The sequence below is a fragment of the Paenibacillus sp. P3E genome, from assembly GCF_001909045.1.
Lineage (GTDB): Bacteria > Bacillota > Bacilli > Paenibacillales > Paenibacillaceae > Paenibacillus_AQ > Paenibacillus_AQ helianthi.
The window spans coordinates 50,845-72,628 of record NZ_LVWH01000103.1 but is presented as its reverse complement, the minus strand read 5'-3'; the positions used below and the strand labels follow the sequence as shown (position 1 = coordinate 72,628).

At 49.8% G+C, this 21,784-nt stretch carries 17 protein-coding genes and 1 tRNA gene; 14 read left to right on the top strand and 4 right to left on the bottom strand.

Going from position 1 to position 21,784, the window contains the following annotated elements; translation table 11 throughout:
* Positions 1 to 27 precede the first annotated feature (27 nt).
* The 4 genes from A3842_RS09935 (at position 28) to A3842_RS09920 (ending at position 4,547) form a co-directional block, all read left to right on the top strand.
* A complete protein-coding gene (locus A3842_RS09935; RefSeq protein WP_074101235.1) occupies positions 28 to 711 on the top strand; it encodes a response regulator transcription factor in 684 nt (227 codons plus the stop codon).
* Complete coding sequence (locus tag A3842_RS09930) at positions 708 to 1,778, top strand: sensor histidine kinase (RefSeq protein WP_083609542.1); 1,071 nt, start codon at positions 708 to 710, stop codon at positions 1,776 to 1,778. The genes A3842_RS09935 and A3842_RS09930 overlap by 4 nt, the downstream gene beginning before the upstream one ends.
* 86 nt (positions 1,779 to 1,864) lie before the next feature.
* Entirely contained in the window at positions 1,865 to 2,650 is a 786-nt protein-coding gene (locus tag A3842_RS09925) for an ABC transporter ATP-binding protein (RefSeq protein WP_074101234.1), read from the top strand.
* On the top strand, positions 2,634 to 4,547 hold the full coding sequence (locus tag A3842_RS09920) for an ABC transporter permease (protein ID WP_256701639.1): 1,914 nt from the start codon (positions 2,634 to 2,636) through the stop codon (positions 4,545 to 4,547). The genes A3842_RS09925 and A3842_RS09920 overlap by 17 nt, the downstream gene beginning before the upstream one ends.
* Positions 4,548 to 4,564: 17 nt before the next feature.
* Here the strand turns inward: A3842_RS09920 and A3842_RS09915 are convergent, their stop codons facing one another.
* A complete protein-coding gene (locus tag A3842_RS09915) occupies positions 4,565 to 5,455 on the bottom strand; it encodes a helix-turn-helix domain-containing protein (RefSeq protein WP_074101233.1) in 891 nt (296 codons plus the stop codon).
* A gap of 145 nt (positions 5,456 to 5,600) precedes the next feature.
* Here A3842_RS09915 and A3842_RS09910 point away from each other — a divergent pair, with 145 nt between their 5' ends.
* The 3 genes from A3842_RS09910 to A3842_RS09900 all read left to right on the top strand — a co-directional run bounded on the left by A3842_RS09910 (position 5,601) and on the right by A3842_RS09900 (position 9,702).
* The gene (locus A3842_RS09910) at positions 5,601 to 6,515 is read left to right on the top strand and encodes a nucleotidyltransferase (protein WP_074101232.1); all 915 of its coding nucleotides are present in this window, start codon (positions 5,601 to 5,603) and stop codon (positions 6,513 to 6,515) included.
* Positions 6,516 to 6,542: 27 nt separating this feature from the next.
* Positions 6,543 to 9,410, top strand: a complete 2,868-nt coding sequence (uvrA, locus tag A3842_RS09905) for an excinuclease ABC subunit UvrA (RefSeq protein WP_074101231.1) — start codon at positions 6,543 to 6,545, stop codon at positions 9,408 to 9,410.
* 219 nt (positions 9,411 to 9,629) lie between these two features.
* A tRNA-Lys gene (locus A3842_RS09900) sits at positions 9,630 to 9,702 on the top strand.
* 220 nt (positions 9,703 to 9,922) lie between these two features.
* On the opposite strand, the gene A3842_RS09895 is transcribed toward A3842_RS09900, so the two are convergent.
* Positions 9,923 to 10,690 carry an ABC transporter ATP-binding protein gene (locus tag A3842_RS09895; protein WP_074101230.1) on the bottom strand — a complete coding sequence of 256 codons (768 nt, stop codon included), beginning with the start codon at positions 10,688 to 10,690 and terminating at the stop codon, positions 9,923 to 9,925.
* Positions 10,690 to 11,796 carry a FecCD family ABC transporter permease gene (locus tag A3842_RS09890; RefSeq protein WP_074101266.1) on the bottom strand — a complete coding sequence of 369 codons (1,107 nt, stop codon included), beginning with the start codon at positions 11,794 to 11,796 and terminating at the stop codon, positions 10,690 to 10,692. Before A3842_RS09890 ends, A3842_RS09895 begins: the two co-directional genes overlap by 1 nt.
* 196 nt (positions 11,797 to 11,992) lie before the next feature.
* Here A3842_RS09890 and A3842_RS09885 point away from each other — a divergent pair, with 196 nt between their 5' ends.
* From A3842_RS09885 to A3842_RS09865, 5 genes are all read left to right on the top strand, one after another.
* A complete protein-coding gene (locus A3842_RS09885) occupies positions 11,993 to 13,060 on the top strand; it encodes an ABC transporter substrate-binding protein (RefSeq protein ID WP_074086344.1) in 1,068 nt (355 codons plus the stop codon).
* Between the two features lie 372 nt (positions 13,061 to 13,432).
* Positions 13,433 to 14,488: an LLM class flavin-dependent oxidoreductase gene (locus A3842_RS09880; RefSeq protein WP_074086345.1), complete on the top strand. Its 1,056-nt coding sequence runs from the start codon at positions 13,433 to 13,435 to the stop codon at positions 14,486 to 14,488.
* Positions 14,489 to 14,550: 62 nt separating this feature from the next.
* Positions 14,551 to 15,831, top strand: a complete 1,281-nt coding sequence (locus A3842_RS09875; RefSeq protein WP_074086346.1) for an SMI1/KNR4 family protein — start codon at positions 14,551 to 14,553, stop codon at positions 15,829 to 15,831.
* A gap of 113 nt (positions 15,832 to 15,944) precedes the next feature.
* Positions 15,945 to 16,613, top strand: coding sequence for a hypothetical protein (locus A3842_RS09870; protein WP_256701637.1), 669 nt, complete (start codon positions 15,945 to 15,947; stop codon positions 16,611 to 16,613).
* A gap of 210 nt (positions 16,614 to 16,823) precedes the next feature.
* The gene (locus A3842_RS09865; protein ID WP_074101228.1) at positions 16,824 to 19,961 is read left to right on the top strand and encodes a choice-of-anchor I family protein; all 3,138 of its coding nucleotides are present in this window, start codon (positions 16,824 to 16,826) and stop codon (positions 19,959 to 19,961) included.
* An 85-nt stretch (positions 19,962 to 20,046) separates the two neighbouring features.
* Here the strand turns inward: A3842_RS09865 and A3842_RS09860 are convergent, their stop codons facing one another.
* Entirely contained in the window at positions 20,047 to 20,586 is a 540-nt protein-coding gene (locus A3842_RS09860) for a hypothetical protein (protein WP_074101227.1), read from the bottom strand.
* Between the two features lie 119 nt (positions 20,587 to 20,705).
* On the opposite strand from A3842_RS09860, the gene A3842_RS09855 reads away from it, so the two are divergent.
* Both A3842_RS09855 and A3842_RS09850 read left to right on the top strand, forming a co-directional pair.
* Positions 20,706 to 21,293, top strand: coding sequence for a TetR/AcrR family transcriptional regulator (locus tag A3842_RS09855; protein WP_074101226.1), 588 nt, complete (start codon positions 20,706 to 20,708; stop codon positions 21,291 to 21,293).
* 26 nt (positions 21,294 to 21,319) lie between these two features.
* Complete coding sequence (locus tag A3842_RS09850; RefSeq protein WP_074086351.1) at positions 21,320 to 21,703, top strand: iron chaperone; 384 nt, start codon at positions 21,320 to 21,322, stop codon at positions 21,701 to 21,703.
* Positions 21,704 to 21,784 lie beyond the last annotated feature (81 nt).

The following is a 21,784-nucleotide window of genomic DNA, read 5'->3' as shown; positions in this document are numbered from 1 at the left end:
CGGGAACCCGGGAAGGATTGAACTGCTTTGAATCTTACTATTTTTATTATAGAAGATGATGCGGCGATTTTTCGTGCACTTAAGGACAGATTAGAGCAATGGTCTTTTCATGTAACCGGACCGGAACGGTACGATGATGTGATGTCTACCTATATTCAAGTACAGCCCCAACTGGTCATTATTGATATCCAGCTCCCGATGTATGACGGATTTCACTGGTGCCGTGAGATCCGGGCGGTGTCGAAAGTACCGATACTCTTCCTGTCCTCGCGGGATCATCCTATGGATATGGTGATGGCGATGAACATGGGGGCGGATGATTATATCCAAAAGCCGTTTCATATGGACGTCCTGCTGGCACATATTAAGGCAATTCTTCGCCGGACCTATGATTACAGAGAAGAAGCGGACGATCTGATGGAATGGAACGGCACGATCCTTGATATGAAACGCGGTCTGCTCCGTAAGGAGGGGCAAGACGTAATCCTGACCAAGAACGAATTTTTCATTCTGGTTGTGCTTGTCAAAGCCAAGGATAAAGTCATCTCACGCCAGGATCTGATCCGCAAGCTGTGGGATGATGAACACTTTGTCAACGACAATACGCTGACAGCGAATATTACCCGGCTTCGTCAAAAACTTGCAATTTTTCATCTGGAAGAAGCGATTGTTACGAAAAAAGGGCTGGGTTATATGGCGGCTACGCTATGAAGGGAATCTCCTTGCTGCTCCGCTATTTGAATGACAGAAAAAGCTGGATCCTTTTTTATCTGTTTTCATTATTGTTTGTGGATTTGCTGATCTGGATAGATCACGGCATTGCCATCAGGCATGATTCGCTGCTGTATTTAAATCTGCTGCTGATTCTGGCCATGGCAGTGTTCCTGGGATGGCGTTTCCGAAAAGAAACGAAGTATGCGCAGGCACTGGCGGTACTGGCTGAAGAGATCCATGAGGGCTGGGTTGAAGCACTGCCGTCTGCCCATTTTCTTCAGGAGAACGCTGCAAATCAATTGCTTCGGGTAGTGGAACGCTGGTATATGCATAAGCTTTCGGACAACCAGACAGCCCAGGCCGTCGAGCAGGATTATATAGCGGCATGGGTGCATGAGGTAAAGGCGCCGCTCACTGCAGTGAAGTTAATGCTAGATGCCAACAGGGAGAATCCCGTGCTTCGTCAAATCGAGCCGGAATGGCTGCGTGTCCATTTGCTGATTGACCAGCAGTTATACATTTCACGATTGCCGTCACTGGAGTCGGATTATGTGCTGGAGGAGACAAGTATTCAGCGGCTTGCCGCGAAGGAACTCCGCGAGCTTGCTTCCTGGTGTGTGGAGAAAAATATAGCTGCCGGGTTTGAAGGGGAAGAAATTCGTGTTAGAACGGACAGCAAATGGTGCCGCTTTATTATCCGCCAATTGTTGACGAATGCGGTCAAGTATAGCCCGGAGGGGGGGATGATCCATCTGTCGACTGAGCGTACACCTGAGGGACAGGTCAGGCTGACGATAAGAGATGAAGGACCGGGCATCGCCCCGCACGACTTGCCGCGTGTCTTCGATAAAGGCTTTACAGGCGGAAACGGCCGAATGTACAATGCCGCCACTGGAATGGGTCTCTATTTAGCCCAAACGGTTGCGTCCAAAATTGGGATTTCATTAACGGTCCAATCAGGCCCTCCTCCGGGGACTGTAGTGCAGATGACTTTTACGGCCATCAACGCATTTGAATCCGTTCGTACATTAACAGATATACCAAATGATACAATTGTCACTTAAGGCTTCCTCGTTGTCATCTGATCCGGGCGACGGGCGAAGCCTTTTTCTCTACAATGAAAGGGATATCAGAGCAGGGAGTTGTCATGATGAGTCAAAATCATATACTGAAAACCGTGCTGCAAGCACAGCAGGTCCGTAAATCTTTTGGAGCCAGAGGCAATGTCCAGCAAGTGCTGAAGGGCATAGATCTTCGTGTAGTGGAAGGTGAATTTGTCGGAATTATGGGGCCGTCAGGGTCGGGCAAATCGACGTTGATCAATGTCCTCGCTACGATCGATACCCCTACGGAAGGGCGTATATTCGTCGAAGAGACGGAGATTTCAAGAATGAACCGTGCCGAATTATCTGCTTTCCGCCGCCAGAAGCTCGGCTTCATCTTTCAGGATTACAATTTGCTGGATACCTTGACTGTCAAAGAGAATATCCTGCTGCCCGTCTCACTCGGAAGGATGAAGAAGACAGCGGTGGAGGCAGAATATCAGGAAATTGCCGCTCAGCTTGGCATCGGTGAGATTGCCCACAAATATCCGCATGAAATTTCCGGCGGTCAGCGTCAGCGTACGTCAGCGGCACGGGCGCTGATCCACCGGCCGTCCATTGTATTTGCGGATGAGCCGACAGGCGCACTTGATTCCAAGGCAGCCTCAACGCTGTTGGGAATGATCGAATCTATTAACCTGCAGCGCAGCACTACGGTCATGATGGTGACTCATGATCCTGTAGCCTCCAGCTATTGCAGCCGGGTCGTGTTTTTGAAGGATGGCATCCTGTATTCCGAATTGTATCGCGGCAATAAGACGCGGCAAACGTTCTTCAAGGAGATATTGAATGTGCAGGCTGTGCTCGGGGGGGATCATGTTGACACTGTTTGAGCTCCTGATCCGAGGTATGCGCAAAAATATTAAATACTATTACCTGTATTACTTTGCACTTATTTTCAGTACAGGCTTATATTTCGTGTTTGCTTCCCTACAAAATGACTCGATGGTCATGGCGGCGTCCTCCGCAGATGTTCAGTTTTCTACCGTATTCAATGCGGCCGGAGTACTGGTGATTACGATCGTGGTTATATTCATGGTCTATGCCAACAGCCTTTTTCTAAAAAGACGCAGCAGGGAAATCGGTCTGTATCAGCTGGTAGGTCTGACGCAGCACGCGGTAGGGCGGTTACTCATTATGGAGCATGCTCTGCTTGGGGTGGGGGCGCTGTGGATCGGGATTACTGGCGGCGCGCTCTTTTCAAGGCTATTTGTGCTCATTTTGATGAAATTGACCGGTATTCAAAGTGAGGTCGCACTATCGTTCTCCAGTAAAGCAGCCGTACAGACGATCATTGTATTCGCTATACTCATAAGCCTGACCTTGATTCAAACCCTGTTCAAAGTCTACCGTACCACGCTGCTAGATCTATTCAATGCTGACCGGCAGGGTGATCAGCCCAAACAGCCGAAGACTTTCTTGTCCGCCCTGACGGGACTGCTCGGGATTATACTGATCGTGCTGGGCTACCTGCTCTCCAGTCAAACCTTGGGACAACATCTGTTTCTGCAAATGCTCGTTATTCTCGGCTCGACCATACTCGGGACGTACTTGTTATTTCGCGTGACAATCGGCTGGTTATTCTACCGGTTCCGTAAGGGTAAGAACGGCCAGCTCGGACTGAATAACAGCTTGTCGTTAGCCCCGATGATGCATCGCATGAAAGGCAATGCAAGCTCACTGACACTGATTACCGTACTATCTGCCATGACCCTAACGATGGTGGCTATCTCTTATTCGCTGTACTATTCGGCAGAGGGCGAGTCCCGCGCCATGCTCCCCTACGATTTTATTTTTGAAAATAAGGAGCAGGAGGCAAAGTCCTTTCAAGAGGATCTTGAAAAAGCAGGCTATTCTTATACTTACCAGCCCGTTGAGGCGGTCCGGCTCACAGGCAGATCCCTCAAAGGGGAAAGGGATGGAAGGGATATATTGCTGCTTACTGCTGAGCAACTCCAGTCAAGCGGTGCTGATATTCCCGTGCCTAGCCAGGGTGAGGGCATCTTTTACAACGGTTTGAGGAAGGGGTTAAGCGAAGTGGATACGGGGCAGTTACCTCCAGCACTGGATCTGGGCGCACCCGGCGGACACCTGGCTGTCCGCTTGATCCGGGGGGAGGACCGCTATGCCATGAATTACAGCGTACATGGACGTCAGCTGGTAGTATCGCGGGCGACGATAGGGATGATTCATGAGCAAATGCGGATCTCAAAAGAGTATGAGGATGTCCGCTTTGATACCTACCGGATGGCTGATCAGAAGCAGCGTGCTGCGGCATCTGCGCACTATGCGAAATATATCAGCGAAGAAGAGTTCAGTCCGGATTTCGATGCTTATTATAAGGAGTCGCTCCGCAAATTCGGGCTGATCATTTTCATCGCCGCTTTTCTGGGGCTGATTTTCCTGATTTTTACTGGCAGTATCCTGTATTTCAAACAGATGACAGAAGCAGAGCAGGAGCGGAAGAGCTATACAATACTACGGCAGCTTGGGTTCGGAGAACGCGAGATAATGGGCGGTATCGTCCGGAAGCAGATGCTGGTATTTGCATTGCCGCTGGTGGTCGGACTGCTGCATTCCATCTTCGCTGTGAAAGCGGCTTCTGCGCTCAGTCTGTCCGATCTCACCTTCCCGGCCGCGGTTGCCATGATGGCCTACACGCTGATCTACTTCGTGTTCGCTGTGCTTACTGTGGGTTATTATCACCGCATTGTGAAGGCTGCGCTCTAGCAGCTCCGCGGCTGTGTTCATATCTTCGAAATCGGATAATACAAATTACATTCACAATACTTCTTATTACATCTGGCGTAATTGATGAGCTCGAAGCTGAATTTCTCTTCCAGATCGAATTGTATGGTGGGCATCCAGGTGTCAAAGATGTGCTTCCAGATGAGGCTTAAGGACTTCGAATTGATCTCCTCAGGCCGATGAGGGCCCATATAAGTGAACACACCGTATCTGTGGGGTGCAACATGCTTGAGTGACATATCCGGCGGAATGATGCTGCTCTGATTCACTTCGACAGAGGGCTGGTACCAGGTATAGCCCTGAAACGGCTCCGGAACGGTGGTATACCCGATATAAGTATCTTTGTTGACTGGATTAATGATTCTTGGACGGTCCTTATAGAAGAAGGCGACACCCAGCCGGTTGGCCGTCTGATTTGCCATATTGTCGTTCACATCCACCTGATATTCCAGTCCTGCAATGGAAAAGGGAGGCAACACGCTTGTGGAATGGAAGTAGATAAGACCTTCTCCTGCCCGGTGCAGAAAATCGGCATTGAACCTGTCCATGATCTGCAGTGGAGAAGGACTTCGCCGCCATTTGGCCGGGCTGATGTTGAATTCCTCCTTGAAGACTCTGGAATAGGTGCGTTCACAACCGAAGGAGTATTTGGAGGAGATGAACTCGATGCTGTTCCGTTCATGGATCAGATCTCCCAGCGACAAGGCGATCCGCCTTCTGCGCACATATTCCATCAGGCCGGTTGCCGTGGCTCCTTTCCAGATGCGGAGTAAATGGAATTTGGAGATGTTCACCTGCTCTGAGATACGGTCCAGGCTTAGCTCTTCGAGCAGATGATCCTCGATAAATTCCGTTGTATGATTGATCGTTTCCAGGAGATGAAGTTCCATATTTGCTCCTTTGCAAGTTGAACTTGTTGAATGATAACCCAGCAATTTTTGTCCGGTTCTTTAAATCTCAGTGTAGTATGATTCTACCATAAACGGAAAACACCAAAAGGGAATTTTTATAAGAAGAGGGAGGAGAGCTGGAAGGATGGATATTGCAGCGCAAGCAGAGCTGAGAGCACGCTACATAGCCGCACAGAACAGTTTTATTGGCAAGGTCAGCAGCGATCCGAATGTGATTGCTATTATTATCAGCGGGAGTCTGGCCTATGATGTGATTTGGGAAAAAAGCGATATAGATATGACCATGGTTGTCCGGGACCAGCCCCTTGCCACAACAACCTATTGTATCGACGAGGACGGTATTCTAATTAATGTGTATCTTGTGGTTCGCAGCGATTTCAAGCGGGGAATGGAACGGGCGCTGGGCGGGTCCTTTGCCCAATCCTACTACTCCAAGGGTAAGATGGTCTATTCCACGGATGACAGCCTGATCGAATACTTCGAAGACCTCAAGATCATAGGCAGTGATGATATTGCGATTTCCGCCCTTCATATTGCAAGTCAGCTTGTATTTTTGCGCGACAAAACCCGGAAGTGGCTGACAGTCCGGCAGGATCTGCTGTATGCGCAGTATTACTTGTTAAAAGCTGCAGAGTCGGTTGCCCATATGGAGCTCTGCATCCGCGGTGAAGCCATATCCAGGGAAGCGATTCAGAGAGCACAGCTCTTGAATCCGGAGGTTCTTGCTCCATTGTATCAAGATGCGATGTCCCATCATATGACCATAGCGGAAATTGAGAGCGGATTAGAATGTTTGGACAAGGTGCTGGAGCGGCATCTCCCCATCTTTTCTAGGCCGGTGCTTGAATTCATGAGGGATCAGGAGATCAAAACCGCAACGCTGATCAATAAGCATTTTCATGTGCAGAGTGACCAGCTGGTTGGTGTTATGGACTATCTGGTTCAGCAAGGCATCCTTGAAAAAGTCACCCAGACGATTCGGATCACGCCCAAAAGCAAGCCGGCTGTTGAGGAAGCAGGCTATCTTTACATTCCGTAAATACGATTGCAGAAGGGAGCTTGAAGCATGTCCATTAGAACAACTATCGAGATCTCCGGGGCCAAGCAGAACAACCTGAAGAACATCTCCGTTGAAATCCCGCGTGACCAGTTAACGGTGATTACCGGGGTCTCCGGCTCGGGGAAGTCCTCACTCGCTTTTGACGTCATTTACGGAGAGGGGCAACGGAGGTTTCTGGATTCCATCTCCACCTTCGCCAAAAGCCGGATCAGCCAGCTCAAAAAGGCAAAGGTCGATTATGTGCGCGGCTTGTCCCCGGTCATCGCGATTGAACAGAAGAAAAGCAATAACAATCCGCGTTCAACTGTCGGCACGGTTACGGATATCAACGATTATCTTCGTCTGCTGTATTCCACGGCGGGTGTAGGCAAATGTCCGGAATGCAGTCATTCCCTGAAGCAGCTGTCTGCCGCCCAGATCGCCGAGCGTATTTCCTCCTTGCCTTTTGGAACTGTGGTAGAGCTGCGGGCCCCCGTCTATAAAGTATACGGAGAAGACTACAGCTTCACCTTCCAGCAACTCCGGGACAAGGGGTACAAGAATCTGCTGGTGGATGGCGAGCCATTTTCACTGGCAGAAAAAACAGAACTGGACGAAGCGCAGGAATACCATATAGAAATGGTCATTGACCGCTTTCAGCTGAAGAAAGATACCTATATTCAATTGACCAAATCCATCGAAGCTGCAATGCTGGCACTGGAAGAGGATATTATGATTAAAGTGGTGGTTCCGGGAGGCATTGATCCGACCTTCTACCAGGATTTCGGCTGCCTGGAGCATCATTTCTTCCTGTGTGACATGCAGCCTTTTCATTTCTCCTTCAACACGCCTGTAAGCGCCTGCCATACCTGCCTCGGGGTAGGGATGTCTTATGTGGTGGAGCCCCGTTTTCTGGTAGTGGCACCGGAGAGAAGCATCAACAAGGGTGCGCTCAAAAGTACAGTGTTCAACCCTGCGGGCAAGGACAGCTATCGTTCTGTGCTGATGTACAGCTTGTCCCAGAAGTATCATTTCGATCTCGACACTCCTTTCTGCGATCTGTCGAAGGAAATTCATGAGCTTCTCTTCTACGGGACCAAAGGCGAGGTGCTCCCCATGCTCCAGCCCCCTAATTCAACGAAGAAGAACTGGATGATCGGACGTGACCGTCCATTCTGGGGGTTCGTTCACGAGATGGAGAGCTGGTACAAGCATTACATACGGAAAAGTTCTACCTCGGAAGCCTTCGAACCGACGTTCATCAAGGATTGTATGATTGAGAAGATCTGCCCGGAATGCCATGGAGCAAGGCTCAAGAAACAGCGCCTACAGGTTACCCTCGGAGAAGAAAACATTGACCAGCTATGCCGCAAACAGCTGCCTGAGCTGCTACATTCGCTGGAAGCATTGACGTTTGGGGCAGAGATTCAGGATGTGGCCTCCTCGATCATTCACGAGATCCGCACCAGGGTATCCCTGCTCGTTGATATCGGACTGCACTATATCAGTCTTAGCCGGAGAAGCGACAGTATTTCGGGCGGTGAGATGCAGCGGATCAAAATGTCGACCCAGATCAGCAGTGAGCTGATGGGAATGCTGTACGTCATGGACGAGCCAAGTATTGGCCTGCATCCCCGGGATTCCAGCCGCGTGATTGACACCATGAAGAAGCTGCGGGATATCGGCAATACCGTAATTGTGGTTGAGCATGATATGGATACCATACAGAGTGCGGATCATATTATCGAAATCGGCCCGGGTCCAGGAATTCATGGGGGTCAGGTTGTAGCGTGCGGGACCATTGAGGATATTATAGGTGAGCCCCTGTCAGTGACAGGCCAATATCTATCGGGAAAAGCCAGCATTCCTGTCCCCTTCAAGCGCAGAAGCCTGGGAGACGATTTTCTGAGCATTCAAGGCGCCCGGGAAAACAACCTGAAGAATGTGGATCTGGATATTCCACTGGGTGTGTTCATCTGTATTACCGGAGTATCCGGTTCAGGGAAAAGCTCACTGATTAACGAGATTCTGTTCAAGCAATTGAAAATCGACAAAACGGCTGCGCGGATTGTTGCAGGCGAGCATGATTTTCTGTTCGGTGCGGATCTGCTGAACAATGTCATTAATATTGACCAGACCCCTATTGGAAGGAACAGCAAATCGAACCCGGCAACCTACATAGGCATCTATGATAAAATCCGGGATCTCTTCGCCATGCAGCCGGAAGCGGTGGACAGGGGATACCAGGCAATTGACTTCAGTCTGACCCATGCAGGAGGTACCCGCTGTGAGCAATGCGCCGGAGACGGAGTAATCGTCACCAATCTGCAGTTTATGGCCGATATCGAAACGATTTGTCCGGTGTGCAAGGGGCAGCGGTTCTCGGAGGAGGGTCTGGAAATTAAGGTCCAGGGTAAAAGTATCGCCGATGTACTGGAGATGACGGTGGAGGAAGCCCGTGAATTCTTCAGCGGCCATAAGTACCTGAAGCATAAGCTGGAGATTATGGATGAACTCGGACTTGGCTATATGCGCTTAGGTCAAAGCTCGACCACCCTGTCCGGCGGAGAGGCACAGCGTGTCAAGCTGGTGTATGAGCTGTCCAAAATCAAGAGGGGAGCCCGCAATTTGTATATCCTTGATGAGCCTACCACAGGGCTGCATCTGTCGGATATCCAAAAGCTGCTGCTGTCTCTGGGCAAACTGGTGGATAGCGGGCATACGGTTATCGTTGTTGAACATCATCTGGATGTCATGAAGTCCGCTGACTATATTATTGATATGGGCCCGGAAGGAGGCCATGACGGCGGGTATGTGGTTGCCGAAGGCACACCGGAGCAGGTAGCTGAAGTGGAAGCTTCCCACACGGGCAGGTTTTTGCGTTCGGTTCTGTGACCTGCTGGAATAGACTGCACTTCATATTCGGATGAAGGCAGTCTATTTTACTGCTCCAAGCAAGACGAATGTTATGATCCGCCGTAAATTATTCTTTTTAGAAAACTCGAAAAATAAACCTTGATCTATGTTTTGTATCATGATATAATCTTTTATACGAGAGATTTATTCCGTTCTTCTGCGAATGAGCTAAAGGCGGTATGATTCGACCAATGATGTGGACTCTTAGCTCAGTTGGTAGAGCAGTAGACTCTTAATCTATTTGTCCAGGGTTCGAGCCCCTGAGAGTCCATCACAGAAGAAACGGCAGAAATGCCGTTTCTTTTTTTGTCTCCAAAGAGCTAATTTCAGAAATGGGACTGATAAGATTGAGAACTTACAACCTATAGAGCGGTTATCGTATTTAAGACAGAGATTCAGTTCGAATGATCAGGACCCTGCCCCAAAACACGAATAAGCCCTTCCGACTTCTGATTAGGGAAGCGGAAGGGCTAAAAAGGTTGCTTTCGTAACTAGCGTGTCTCCAGATAAGCAATGCCAAGCGCCCCGGTCACGGGGTTGCGGTAGGTCTCACAGGCCACATCAAATACCTGGCCGATTAATTCCTTCGTCAATATATCCTCCGGCTTCCCGCAGGCGGCCACTTGACCCTTTTTCATGACGTACAGATAATCACAGTATTCCGCAGCAAGGGTGAGGTCATGGAGTGCGGCGAGAATGCCGATGTCGAGCTTTTTAACAATATTTAGAATTTGCAGCTGGTATTTAATATCAAGATGATTAGTCGGCTCATCCAGAATCATGAATTCGGGCTGCTGGGCCAGAACGCGGGCGAGGATGACACGCTGTTTTTCACCACCGGATAGTGAATTATAACTGCGGTCTGCATGGCCTTCCAGGTTGACCTTGCGCAGAGCGCCTGAGACAATGCTGAAGTCCTCTTGATTATCGGTCTCCAGCATCCCTTTATGCGGGGTTCTCCCCATAGCAACCATTTCCCGTACGGTGAAGTCAAAGCTGAGTTCGTTGAACTGGCCGACTACACCCAGCTTTTGCGCCACGATTCGGGGGCTTGATTTCATTACATTCATTTCGGACAGGAATACATCGCCTTGGCGGGGCTTGATCACTTTATAAATACTCTTGAGGAGTGTAGATTTGCCGCAGCCGTTCGGACCAATGAGGCCGACAAATTGCTTGTTTCTGACCTTCAGGGATACATCTTTTACAATTTTCGCATCGGCAAAAGAGACGCTCAGGTGATCAACGTTCAAGTTCATTAGCTTTTCCCTCCAAATGCGTAGCCTTTTTTGATCAGCATGTACATGAACATCGGTGCGCCGATTAAGGCGGTAATGATCCCGATGGGGAGCTCTACATTTGGCACAATCGTCCGCGCAATGACATCTGTCCAGATCAGAAAGATCGCTCCGAACAGAATGGACGCGGGCAGCAGTCTCCGGTGATCCGAGCCAACCAGTCCTCTGACTAAATGGGGGATGATTAGACCCACGAATCCGATCATGCCGCAGCTTGCCACCATCACCCCTGTAATCAGCGCAGTAATCATCATATAGGCTTTGCGGTAAGCACCCAGATGAATGCCCAGGGTGACCGCTGCTTCATCGCCCAGCATCATAGCGTTCAAGACCCGAAATTGTATCAGAAAAAAGAAAATGGCAAGAAGGACAGATATCGAGATTAGCGGAAGTTTGTCCCAGCTCGCAGCGGCCAGGCTGCCCATCGTCCAGAATGTAACGGTCTTGATGCCTTCTGCGTTGTTGGCAAAATAAACGATGAAATTGGCAAAGGCGGTGCACAAGGCGTTAATAACCATACCGGCCAGGACGAGCTTGACGGAGGTCATTTTGCCGCCCGCGCTTGCCAGAATCAGGACCAGCAGGGAAGCGCCGACCGCACCGGCGAAGGCCCAGAAGGCAACTCCTGTCTGGCCCAGTAATCCCATCGAACCAAAGCCGATCAGAATAGCGAACGTTGCTCCGAGGGAAGCGCCGGATGAAATACCCAGTATGTATGGATCAGCGAGAGGATTCTGAACCGCCGCCTGCATGATGGTTCCGCATAACGTGAGTCCCGCTCCGATGAACAAAGCCATCAGAACGCGGGGAAAGCGGATTTTCCAGATAATATCGACGAAGGAGCCGGAAGTCAGTTCCTGTACATCTCCGATTTGAATACCCGTGAGGTGGTGGAGCAGGATCCGGTAGGATTGGGAGACGGGAATGTCAACCTGCCCAAAGGAGACCGCAGCCCCGGCAGACAATATTGTAATAATAAGCAGAATACCAATGACGGTCATAAAGCCGTAACGGGTGTGGATAATAGACTTCTTAGGTTCAGATTGTGTAGCTAGATCGGTTTGCATGGCATTCATTGGGCTCCTTAATATATGTTTAATTTAAAATATAATCCATATTGAGAACCGTTGTCAATGAGAATTATTATCATTGACAACGGTTCTCACATTCTATATTCTACGGTTGTATCACCTGCCAGATATCGGCTTGACACAATAGTATGCAGGATACACAAATGTACATATAGAAAAGGGGATTAAGGCAATGAAGAATGTATTCAAAAGATATGTGCCGCTACTCGCGGTTTTGGTAATGGCGGTAATGATAGCAGCATGTTCTTCCGACACGAAGAACGCAAATAAAGCGGCGGAATCGGCTGCGCCTTCAAGCAGTCCAGCTGCCACAGAGGAAGCTGCTCCAAGTACCAAAACAGTATATCCGCTTACCATTGAGAACTACACCAATAATGGTGAAGGAACGGAATGGAAAGCCAAATCACAGACTTTTGATAAGGCGCCTGAAAAAGTGGTAGCCAATACCCAGGGAGCCGCTGAGCTGCTGATCAAGCTGGGCTTGACCGACAAAATGGTCGGCGTTGCGGCCCTTTACGGTGCAGGTGACCCGGCGGTGCAGGAAGAATTCAAGAAGATCCCTGTGATCTCGAAAGAATATGCCAGTAAAGAGCTGGTTGTTGGAGCAAGTCCTGATCTTGTTCTGGGGCGCAGCGACCTGTATGCCGATGCAGATTGGGGCGTTGGGACGGTAGAAGGATTGAACGAACTGGGCATCAAGACATTCGTGCAGAATACCAGCGTTAAGGGGTCCACACTGGACAGCCTGTACAAGGATATTGAACAGATCGGCCAGATCTTTGATGTACAGGAGAACGCTGCTGCCTATATCGCTGAATTGAAAAAGCGTGCGCAGACGCTTAAGGATAAGTCTGCTGTCAGCGGAGAGAAGACCTTTGCATATGTATCCGACGGCGGCAATGGGGCCATTGCCATTTACAGCGGAAATGTTGACACGTTTGCAGGTGATGTACTCGGTTTGCTGGGACTCAAAAACAGTTTTGGTACAGTTACCGGAGATATCAGCAAAGAACAGCTGATTGCAACTAATCCGGATGTCCTGCTGCTCTCGGTATATACCGGAGGTGTGGATCCGGAGCAGACGTTGAAGGCATTCTACGCCGATCCGTCGCTACAAAGTCTGAATGCTGTCAAGAATAAGACGATTTATCCGATCGACTTCAACCAGTTCTGGGGCTACAGCTACTCGATTTTTGATGGAGCTGAGAAGCTGGCATCCGAAATAACCGCTAATAAATAAGAGTAGTAGAGAAATCCGCATACTAAAAGCAGATTGGGCCGTCATCCATGTGACGGTTCGATCTGCTTTTTGCTGCCTGTATAGATTGATCTTTAAAATTACCAATAAGGAAAAGTGACGGAGGAGAAGTTTGGAACTGTAGGAGCGGAAGCGTCCGCCTTTGTCTGCGGATTTCCACCGCGAACAGCGGTATAAATCAAGAAATCTGCAGACAACAGCGGCCGGAAGTCCAAACATTCTCCGTAGTTACGCCCCGATCCTTATTAGAAATTCTTAAAACTCAATCTATTATTTTTTAATTTTGAATATTCAACTATAAAGATATAGAATATAGTGATTGATAATTCGAGAACAACTTGGGGGAACAAGATAGTGGAACTTGGAATTAGTACATTTGTCGAAACAACACCCGATGTAATTACAGGGGAAACGATGAGCCACGCGGAGCGTCTGCGCGAAGTGGTGGAGGAGATTGTACTCGCGGATCAGGTGGGATTGGATGTATACGGGGTGGGTGAGCATCACCGTCCGGATTTTGCCGCTTCTTCACCTGCGGTTGTAATGGCAGCGGCTGCATCCCTGACGTCCAGAATCCGGTTGACCAGTGCTGTAATGATTCTGTCATCTGCCGATCCGGTGCGTGTTTTTCAGGATTTCGCCACACTGGACGGTCTGTCAAACGGACGGGCTGAGATTATGGTGGGCCGTGGTTCCTTCACAGAGTCCTTTCCATTATTCGGCTGTGATCTGAAAGACTATGAAACCTTATTCGGAGAGAAATTGGATCTGCTGATGAAGCTCCAGCAATCTGAGAAGGTGAGCTGGGAAGGCCAGCATAGACCTGCCATACATAACCTGGGAATTTATCCGCGTCCGGTGCAGCAGCCTTTGCCCGTATGGATAGCCAGCGCGGGAAGTCCTGAGTCTGCGGTCCGTGCAGGTGAACTTGGGCTGCCTTTTGCGCTGGCTATGATTGGACCGGTGCAGCCCCTGGATTTTGCGTCACAGGTCAAGCTCTATCAAGAAGCTGCTGCGCGTGCAGGCCATGACAGCTCGCGGCTGCCGATTGCGGCCCATGCGCATGGTTTTATCGCGGAGAATAGGCAGAAGGCGATTGAACAGTTCTTCCCTTCCACTTATGCCCGGACCAATGTCAGAGCGGTGGAGAAAGGTCTTCCGCCATATCACCGTTCAGATTATGATGCGGCATGCAGCTTCGGCGGAGCTTTATATGTGGGAGACCCTGAAACTGTAGCAGAGAAGATCATTCATCTGCGTAAGCATGTGGGCATCACGAGATTTCTGCTGCATGTTCCGCACGGCACGATGCCCCATGCCGAGGTGATGGAAGCGATCAGGCTGCTCGGTACCGAAGTAGCTCCGCGTGTCCGTGAGGAAGTAGCGCTTTGGGAGAAGAACAATCTGTAAGATACGGCAATTGAAATGGCAGTTAAGCAACCTGGGAGGTGGCGGCTCTGATAAGAGAGCAAATGAATGTCTGGAAACGGCACTGGCAGGAGCTTATTCAGGCGCTTGAGCAAAAGGGTGCAGATACTCAATTCAGCGTGGGTCCTCCTGCGGCAGAAAGCGGGCTTGCTGAAGTGGAGTCGAGGCTCGGAATCCGGCTCCCGCCAGAGCTGCGCACTCTGCTGAAGGAGGGGGCAAGCCAAGCTTATGTCTATTGGAGTCTGCCGGATGCTGCAATTCTTCCCTTTGAGGTGAGCGGAGGGCTAGGCTGGGATGTGGACCAGCTGGATTTTTTTGTTTCTAACGAAGAAGAATATACCGGGGAGCAGCAGCGTTATCTGAGCTTTCATCTGGCAGGCAACGGGGATGAGCTGCTGCTGGATTTGCTTAGCGCTTCTGGAACCGCAGTCGTCCATTGGGCACATGAGACGGCAGAATATCTGCTGCTGGCACTGTCGGTCACAGAGTTCGTCGACAAGATTACGGCGCTCGGTTGTGTAGGTGCAGAGGAATGGCAATACCCGGAATTTTGCAGTGAGTCAGGGTTGGACCTGGAAAAGCAGGCCAGCAGACAATGGAGAGCCTGGTTGCATGAATATTTGACATTGACTCTGGGGCAGGCACAGAAGGAGCTGCCTTTACTTCTTCGCTATGCTGAGATGTTCGGAACGGATCAGGAGATTGCTGAAGCCTTTGGTCCATATAACGCCGGTGAGGTACTGAAGGCTTTTTTGAAACGGGCAGAACAGGAACGTAACAGCCATAATAAAGAGGCTATCCTTTGTCTTGCCGGCGATGTGCTTAAGGAACAGGCAGCAGACTTTGTGCGTTCCCTGTGGTCAGAGACTTCATCCGTTAAGGTAAGCCGGAGTACGCTGGCTTATCTGTCTGCTCAGTGTCTGCCAGGCGATGAAGGGCTGGAGCATGTCTTCCGCATGCTGGAGGTGTCTGCGACACCGGCGAAGCCTAGCGGGTATGCGGCGAACTCGCTGCTGCAGAATTTTCACAGCCGCAGGGTGCTGGTGTGGATGGAGGACAAGGTCGCTTTTCCTTATGGCGGGTGGGATGCATTGTATGCTCACTCACAGCCCGCACCGTCTGACATTGTGCAGTGGCTTGGGGGCAGTGATGTTCAGCGCCAGATCGTCATTGCTGCGTTCCCTGCCCTCTATGACAAGGGAGCTGGGAGCTTCGGTCGTGCAGAATTGCTGCAGATCCGCAGCCTGCTGGAACAGGCACTGGAAGAAGCTGTGCTAAAAAAGGAAAAGCAGGCGGTCCGTGATGCACTGGGGCGGCTGCCCTAAGCATTGTTTTTTAACATTTTTATTTACAATATTGTCTATTACATGTCTTGTCCATAACAAGATGTCGCTTCCCGCCTTGGGATGGTATGATAGGAAGTGGGGTGAATATGAAAATGAACAATAAGTCAACGACTGATGAAGCAATGAACGAGGTAGAAACCGGCGAAGAAGCAACCAGCGATGAAACAACCAGCGAACAGCAACCCATGACTGATGAGCAAATGGCTGAGCTTGTACAGGCGGTTCACCATAATGGTATCGTTGCGCTGAAGATGCATTTCAATGAGGTTCAGGGCCAAGTGATGAATCTGGAGGCTTACGGTCCGGTATTTGTATTCCATGTGATGGATGAGGCGAAGGATGTTTACTCCTGCGGGTTTTTCCTGCGCGAGCTGATCGCCAGATTCCAGACGAACAACAGTCCGAATATCTGGATGGCTTCGTTTTTCATCGACTTGATGAAGGTCAAGGGAGGCAAAGCCCTCACACCGCCGCCAACCAGTGAAGAAGAAGCCAAGGCCATGATCGATAATGTACTTGTGCCGCATTGTATTGCAGCCGTACGTGAAGAATTTGCTCCAGAGCAGGTTCATGCCGGGCTGGCCTGGAATGAAACCCATGGTCCAGTGTTTGAAGCCGGATTTCCGGCACTAACCGAAGGCAATAACGTCTGCGCCATTCCGCTGCATATGCTATTAATTCATCTGCAGCTGAACCGCGATCCGTCGGAACTGCTGCTGCAGGGATTGTACAATATCCGGAAAGAACACGGGTTGGATTAATCCCAATGCTGTATTTTCTGTGAATCCTTCTCGAAGAACAGACCGCATCCTGTATAGGATTGCGGTCTGTTTTTGTGCAGCTATTGATTCAGCGTGAAGCGGAGCCAATGGTTTTGTTAACATCAACTATCTTAAAATTTAACAAAGTACTGCCCGTGATTTTACAGATGCCTCTTAAAGTTAAAGAGATTAAAAACCAGGGAGGTATATATGTTAATCAAACATCCAAAACGGATATTAAGCGCATTCATGGGTTCAGTCATGCTGTTCATGACGCTGCCGGTATCCCATACTGTTCACGCAGCACCTGCCGTAACCATCGGAGAAAGGGACTTGGTCAATGAATCTGATCCCTCCCCAAATGTAACCGTTCTTACCGCTGCAGGTGCCGTTTATGAGCCCAACACAGTGACGCTCGCTACTTACGTATGGGAGCATGGCAAGAGTATGAATAAAATCGGCAGCTACTCCACAGGTTTTTCCGATTTGGAAGGCGGAGTTGCGGAGATCGTTAAATATAACAGTGACAATCAGAAGTTCTATCTGATAAACGGCAAGGAGAAACAGATTGATATAGTCAGCCTTAAGCCGCTGGTAACCGGAGGGGAAACCCAGCTGACGCTGGATAAACGGATCGATGTCAGTTCGATGATTGACGGCTTCACCTTCGGAGATATTACCAGTATTGATATCGATACAGAACTGAACAGGATTGCAATTGCCGTGCAGGAAGCAGACTATCAGAAATCCGGCGCAGTACTGCTGCTGGACTATGACGGGAAGTACCTCACGCACTATACAGCAGGCGTTCAGCCGGATATGGTCACCTTCACACCTGACCACAAATATTTGCTGGCCGCTGATGAAGGAGAACCGAGACAAGGCTATACCGCCCCGGCTGTTGACCCCAAAGGCTCTGTTACTCTAATCAATCTGCAGGCGAAAACAGCCAAGGTCATTGATTTCACCGGTTTCGACAGCAGTGAAGTGCGGAGTACCCTTTTAGCAGATAACGTGATTCTTAAAAAGCAAACTGCACCTTCTGTGGATCTGGAGCCGGAATATATCGCCGTGTCCGCTGACAGCAAGCATGCGTTCATTTCCCTGCAGGAGGCGAATGCCTTAGTAACGCTGGATGTGGAGACGGGTGCTTTTACAAGCATCAAAGGTCTGGGCTTTAAGGACCACAGTATCCCCGGCAACGAGCTGGATATGCGAAGAGACGGCAAAATCAATATCAAAAGTGAACCGGGTGTTCTAGGCATGTACAATCCCGATGGGATCGCCACTTATACCGCTGGAGGTAAAACCTATGTAATCACAGCGAATGAAGGGGATTCCCGGGACTGGAGCGGTTATAGCAATGAGAAGGATGTTACGCTAGGCAAAGGTCAGGATGGCGATGCCACCAAAAGTATGAAGGTGACCACTTTTGACACTTCCGATTATGAGGTGGGACCTGCGGGAGCCGGATTTGTAAGCGGGAAGACTTATCTTTTCGGCGCACGTTCCTTTTCGGTCTGGAATGCGGAGGATATGTCCCTGGTCTACGATAGCGGAGCGGATTTCGAGAAAATCACGGCAACGTTGCTTCCAAAAGGCTTCAACTGGTCTAATGACGACTTTGTCTTTGAGAAAAGGAGCGCCAAAAAAGGCCCTGAGCCGGAGGATGTCAAGGTTGGGGTCGTGGACGGGAAACCTTATGCCTTTATAGGCCTGGAGCGGGTCGGTGGCAATATGATGTACGATCTGTCAAAGATCAGCGCTCCGGTCTTCTACGACTATTTGAATACAAGAGATCTGGAGCATTCGGTGGATTATTCTGGAGCCAAACCGGCCTACCTGGCTGCTGGGGATGTCTCTCCTGAAGGCCAGAATTTCATTGCGGCAGAATACAGCCCAACGGGTTATCCCCTACTGCTGGTTGCTAATGAAGTTTCGGGAACGGTCTCTATCGTAGAGATTCCAGAAGGCAAGTACACACCCGAAGAACCAGAGACACCGGCAAACCCGACACCGGTAGCAACTGCATCTCCAACTCCTACAGTATCAGCATCGGCGTCACCAGCAGCTTCGCCAACGCCGGCACCCACGCCAACGGCCGCACCAACCTCAGTACCGGCACAAGCAACGGTAAACCCTAGTGCTTCACCGCAAGCAGCGGCAACCGTTACGGATACTGTGGCTGTGACCGCTATGACTCTGAATGCAGAGACAGGAGAAGCGGCAGGCAAATTGACGGACGAAGCTGCCCGGAAGCTGCTGGATAATGTAAAGGCGAGCGAGAAGGCGGGTAAACCAGCCTTGGTGGAGATTCGCGGGGAAGCTTCGCAGGGAGCGTCCAAAGTAACGTTAGAGCTGAGCGGCACCTTCCTGGCACAGCTGTCTGCTGACACCCGGGCTGACCTGAAAATCAGCAGCGGGCTTGCATCCATTACTTTTGGCAGCAAGGTTATCGGAACCATCAGCAAGGCAGCCTCAGGCCAAGCGATTAAGATCAGTGTTGGGCGGGCCTCAGGGACGGATGGGAGCAGCACCCGTGACCTGGTCGGCAGCAGACCGGTTTATACTTTTACCATAACTGGCGGGACAACTGGCATCACAAGCTTTGGAGGTGAATCGGTTAAAGTCCAAATGCCTTATACACGAGGAGCAGCAGAGAACGCTAATGCAGTCGTAGTGTTATATTTGGACAACAGTGGAAATGCCATACCTGTAATCAGCAAATATAATGAAGCTGCACAAACGGTTGATTTTAGAACCAGTCATTTCTCCGCCTTTGCCATTGGCTATCATGCTGCGGGGTTCAGCGACACCTTGAATCACTGGGCAAAGGATAGCATTGATTTTACAGCGGCGAGAGGATGGTTTACGGGAGTTGGACATAACACTTTTGCACCGGATCAGACGGTAACCCGGGGAATGCTTGCTGCAATTCTGGGTAAAATGTCGGGTGCCGAGCTGTCAATGGGAGCGGCCTTCACCGATGTTGCGGCAGCGAAATATTATTCACCTTATGTGGCCTGGGCCGCATCGAACGGTATAGTTCAGGGTACTGGGAACCATACCTTTGCCCCTGACCGGGCCGTTACGAGGGAGGAACTGGCGGTCATCCTGAATAATTATCTAAAATTTTCGAAACTGCCAGCGGGGAATTGGAGTACTCCTGCTACTTTTGCGGACAATGGGCAGATTTCAGCATGGGCCAGTGAAGCCGTCGAAGCGATTCAAGGCTATGGCCTCATCAGCGGCAAAACAGGAAATATCTTTGATCCCAAAGGCACTGCAACCAGAGCCGAGGTAGCCACTGTTTTGAAACGGATGATTGAAGGCAGCTTTGCAAAATAGCATAATTAGACAAAGAAGAACAGACCACGCTTTTAATGCAAAGTGCGGTCTGTTCTTTTTTAAAAGATAAAGTGGGTTCGGATGTTTAGCCTTTAGCTTTTCTCGGCCAAATGAAATACGAGCTTGCGATGATCAGATCAATACCCACCACAACTGACCATAGGGATACAATGCTTAAGAGCGCATCCGTACGGGCAGGGTCGTCAATCCAGATAATGAGGCCATATAGAATCCCTCCCCCCAGCAGAAAAGAAAGCACATGCTTCACCCAGCCTTTGAAGTAATGCCTGGCATGATCCAGGCCATATCGTTTGACCGGAGCAGGTCCCAGCTTCGTGACGTAATAGCGGAAGCGTTCATCTGCCCAGTGGATCATGCTTTTGCCAAACACGATAGATACGGAAATATAAATGGCAGCAAGCGCATGTGCCGTGGTGGCAGCAGCACCGTTGTACAAATCAACTCCTGCAATAATTAGCAGAATGATGTCCAGGACCGGGGTTAAGGCGAGAAAGAACAGCCCCAGCTTCCTCCGTTTGAATAAATAACGTGCCGAGAAACCGGCAAGAACGACAACCCAGAATAGAACTTCGCAGGCGACAATCGCCCAGGCAACCCAATTCATAATCCACCCCTTGTGTATAATCATGTATTTGATACATCGGATTATAACAGCTGAATTTAAATAATACAATTGTATTATTTAAATTGCGCTCGAAGTTTTCTTCATGATACAATATAGACATGCCAAAAATTGTAGATCATTCAGAGAGAAAATCGCATATTGCAGAAGCAACCTGGCGCGTCATCATGAATCAGGGGATGAAAGGGGCGACAGTACGGAACATTGCGCAGGAAGCAGGCGTTTCGCTGGGAGCTCTGCGCCATTACTTCTCAACACAGCATGAGCTGATTGCTTTTGCCATGAATCTTGTAAAGGAACGGGTCGATGTCAGAATCAATGCCCTGCTTACCCTCGATCTCCCGCCTAAACAGCTGATTACGAAGATTCTGATGGAATTGATTCCTGTAGATGACCATACTATGGCTGAGATGGAGGTATGGTTTGCTTTTGTCTTTCATCGTAAGTATGTGGGGGATCACTATGACGAAGTAGACGATGGGGTATATTCCGCTATACACATGCTGGTCAGGTATCTGCATGAACAGGGACTTCTGAGACAGGGCCTGGATAAGGACAATGAACTTGAACGGCTGTATGCGCTGGTTGATGGGCTGGCTCTGCATGCGATGCTGGAGCCTGAGCGGCTGGACAAGCAGCGGATCCTTAGAGTGGTGACCGGTCATATGGATTCCATTTGCAACGAATAAATTCAGGAAGCTGAGAGGAGCAGGTTATGGAACCCGTAAAAATCACCTACGAGTCGATAGACGATTATATTGCGAAAGCCCCTTTTGAGGTGCAGGACAAGCTTGAAGCGGTAAGAAAGGTAATTCGTGAGTCTGCGCCGGAAGCTGAGGAGAAAATTAGCTACCAGATGCCGACCTTCTTCTTGCATGGGAATCTGGTGCACTTCGCAGCATTTAAGAAGCATATCGGATTTTATCCGGCACCCCGCGGGATTGAGGCTTTTCAGGAGGAACTGGCGCAGTACAAGGGGGCAAAGGGGTCCGTGCAGTTTCCGCTGGATGAGCCGCTGCCACTCGATCTGATCAGCCGGATTGTAAAGTTCAGAGCCGATGAGAATAGGGAGAAGGCGGCGGCAAAGGCAAAGAAATAAACGAGGCAGATCATACCGGCAGCGGACAAAAAAAAGGAACCCCAAAGTTGGGTTCCTTTTTTGCTAATGTAAGTTAACAGG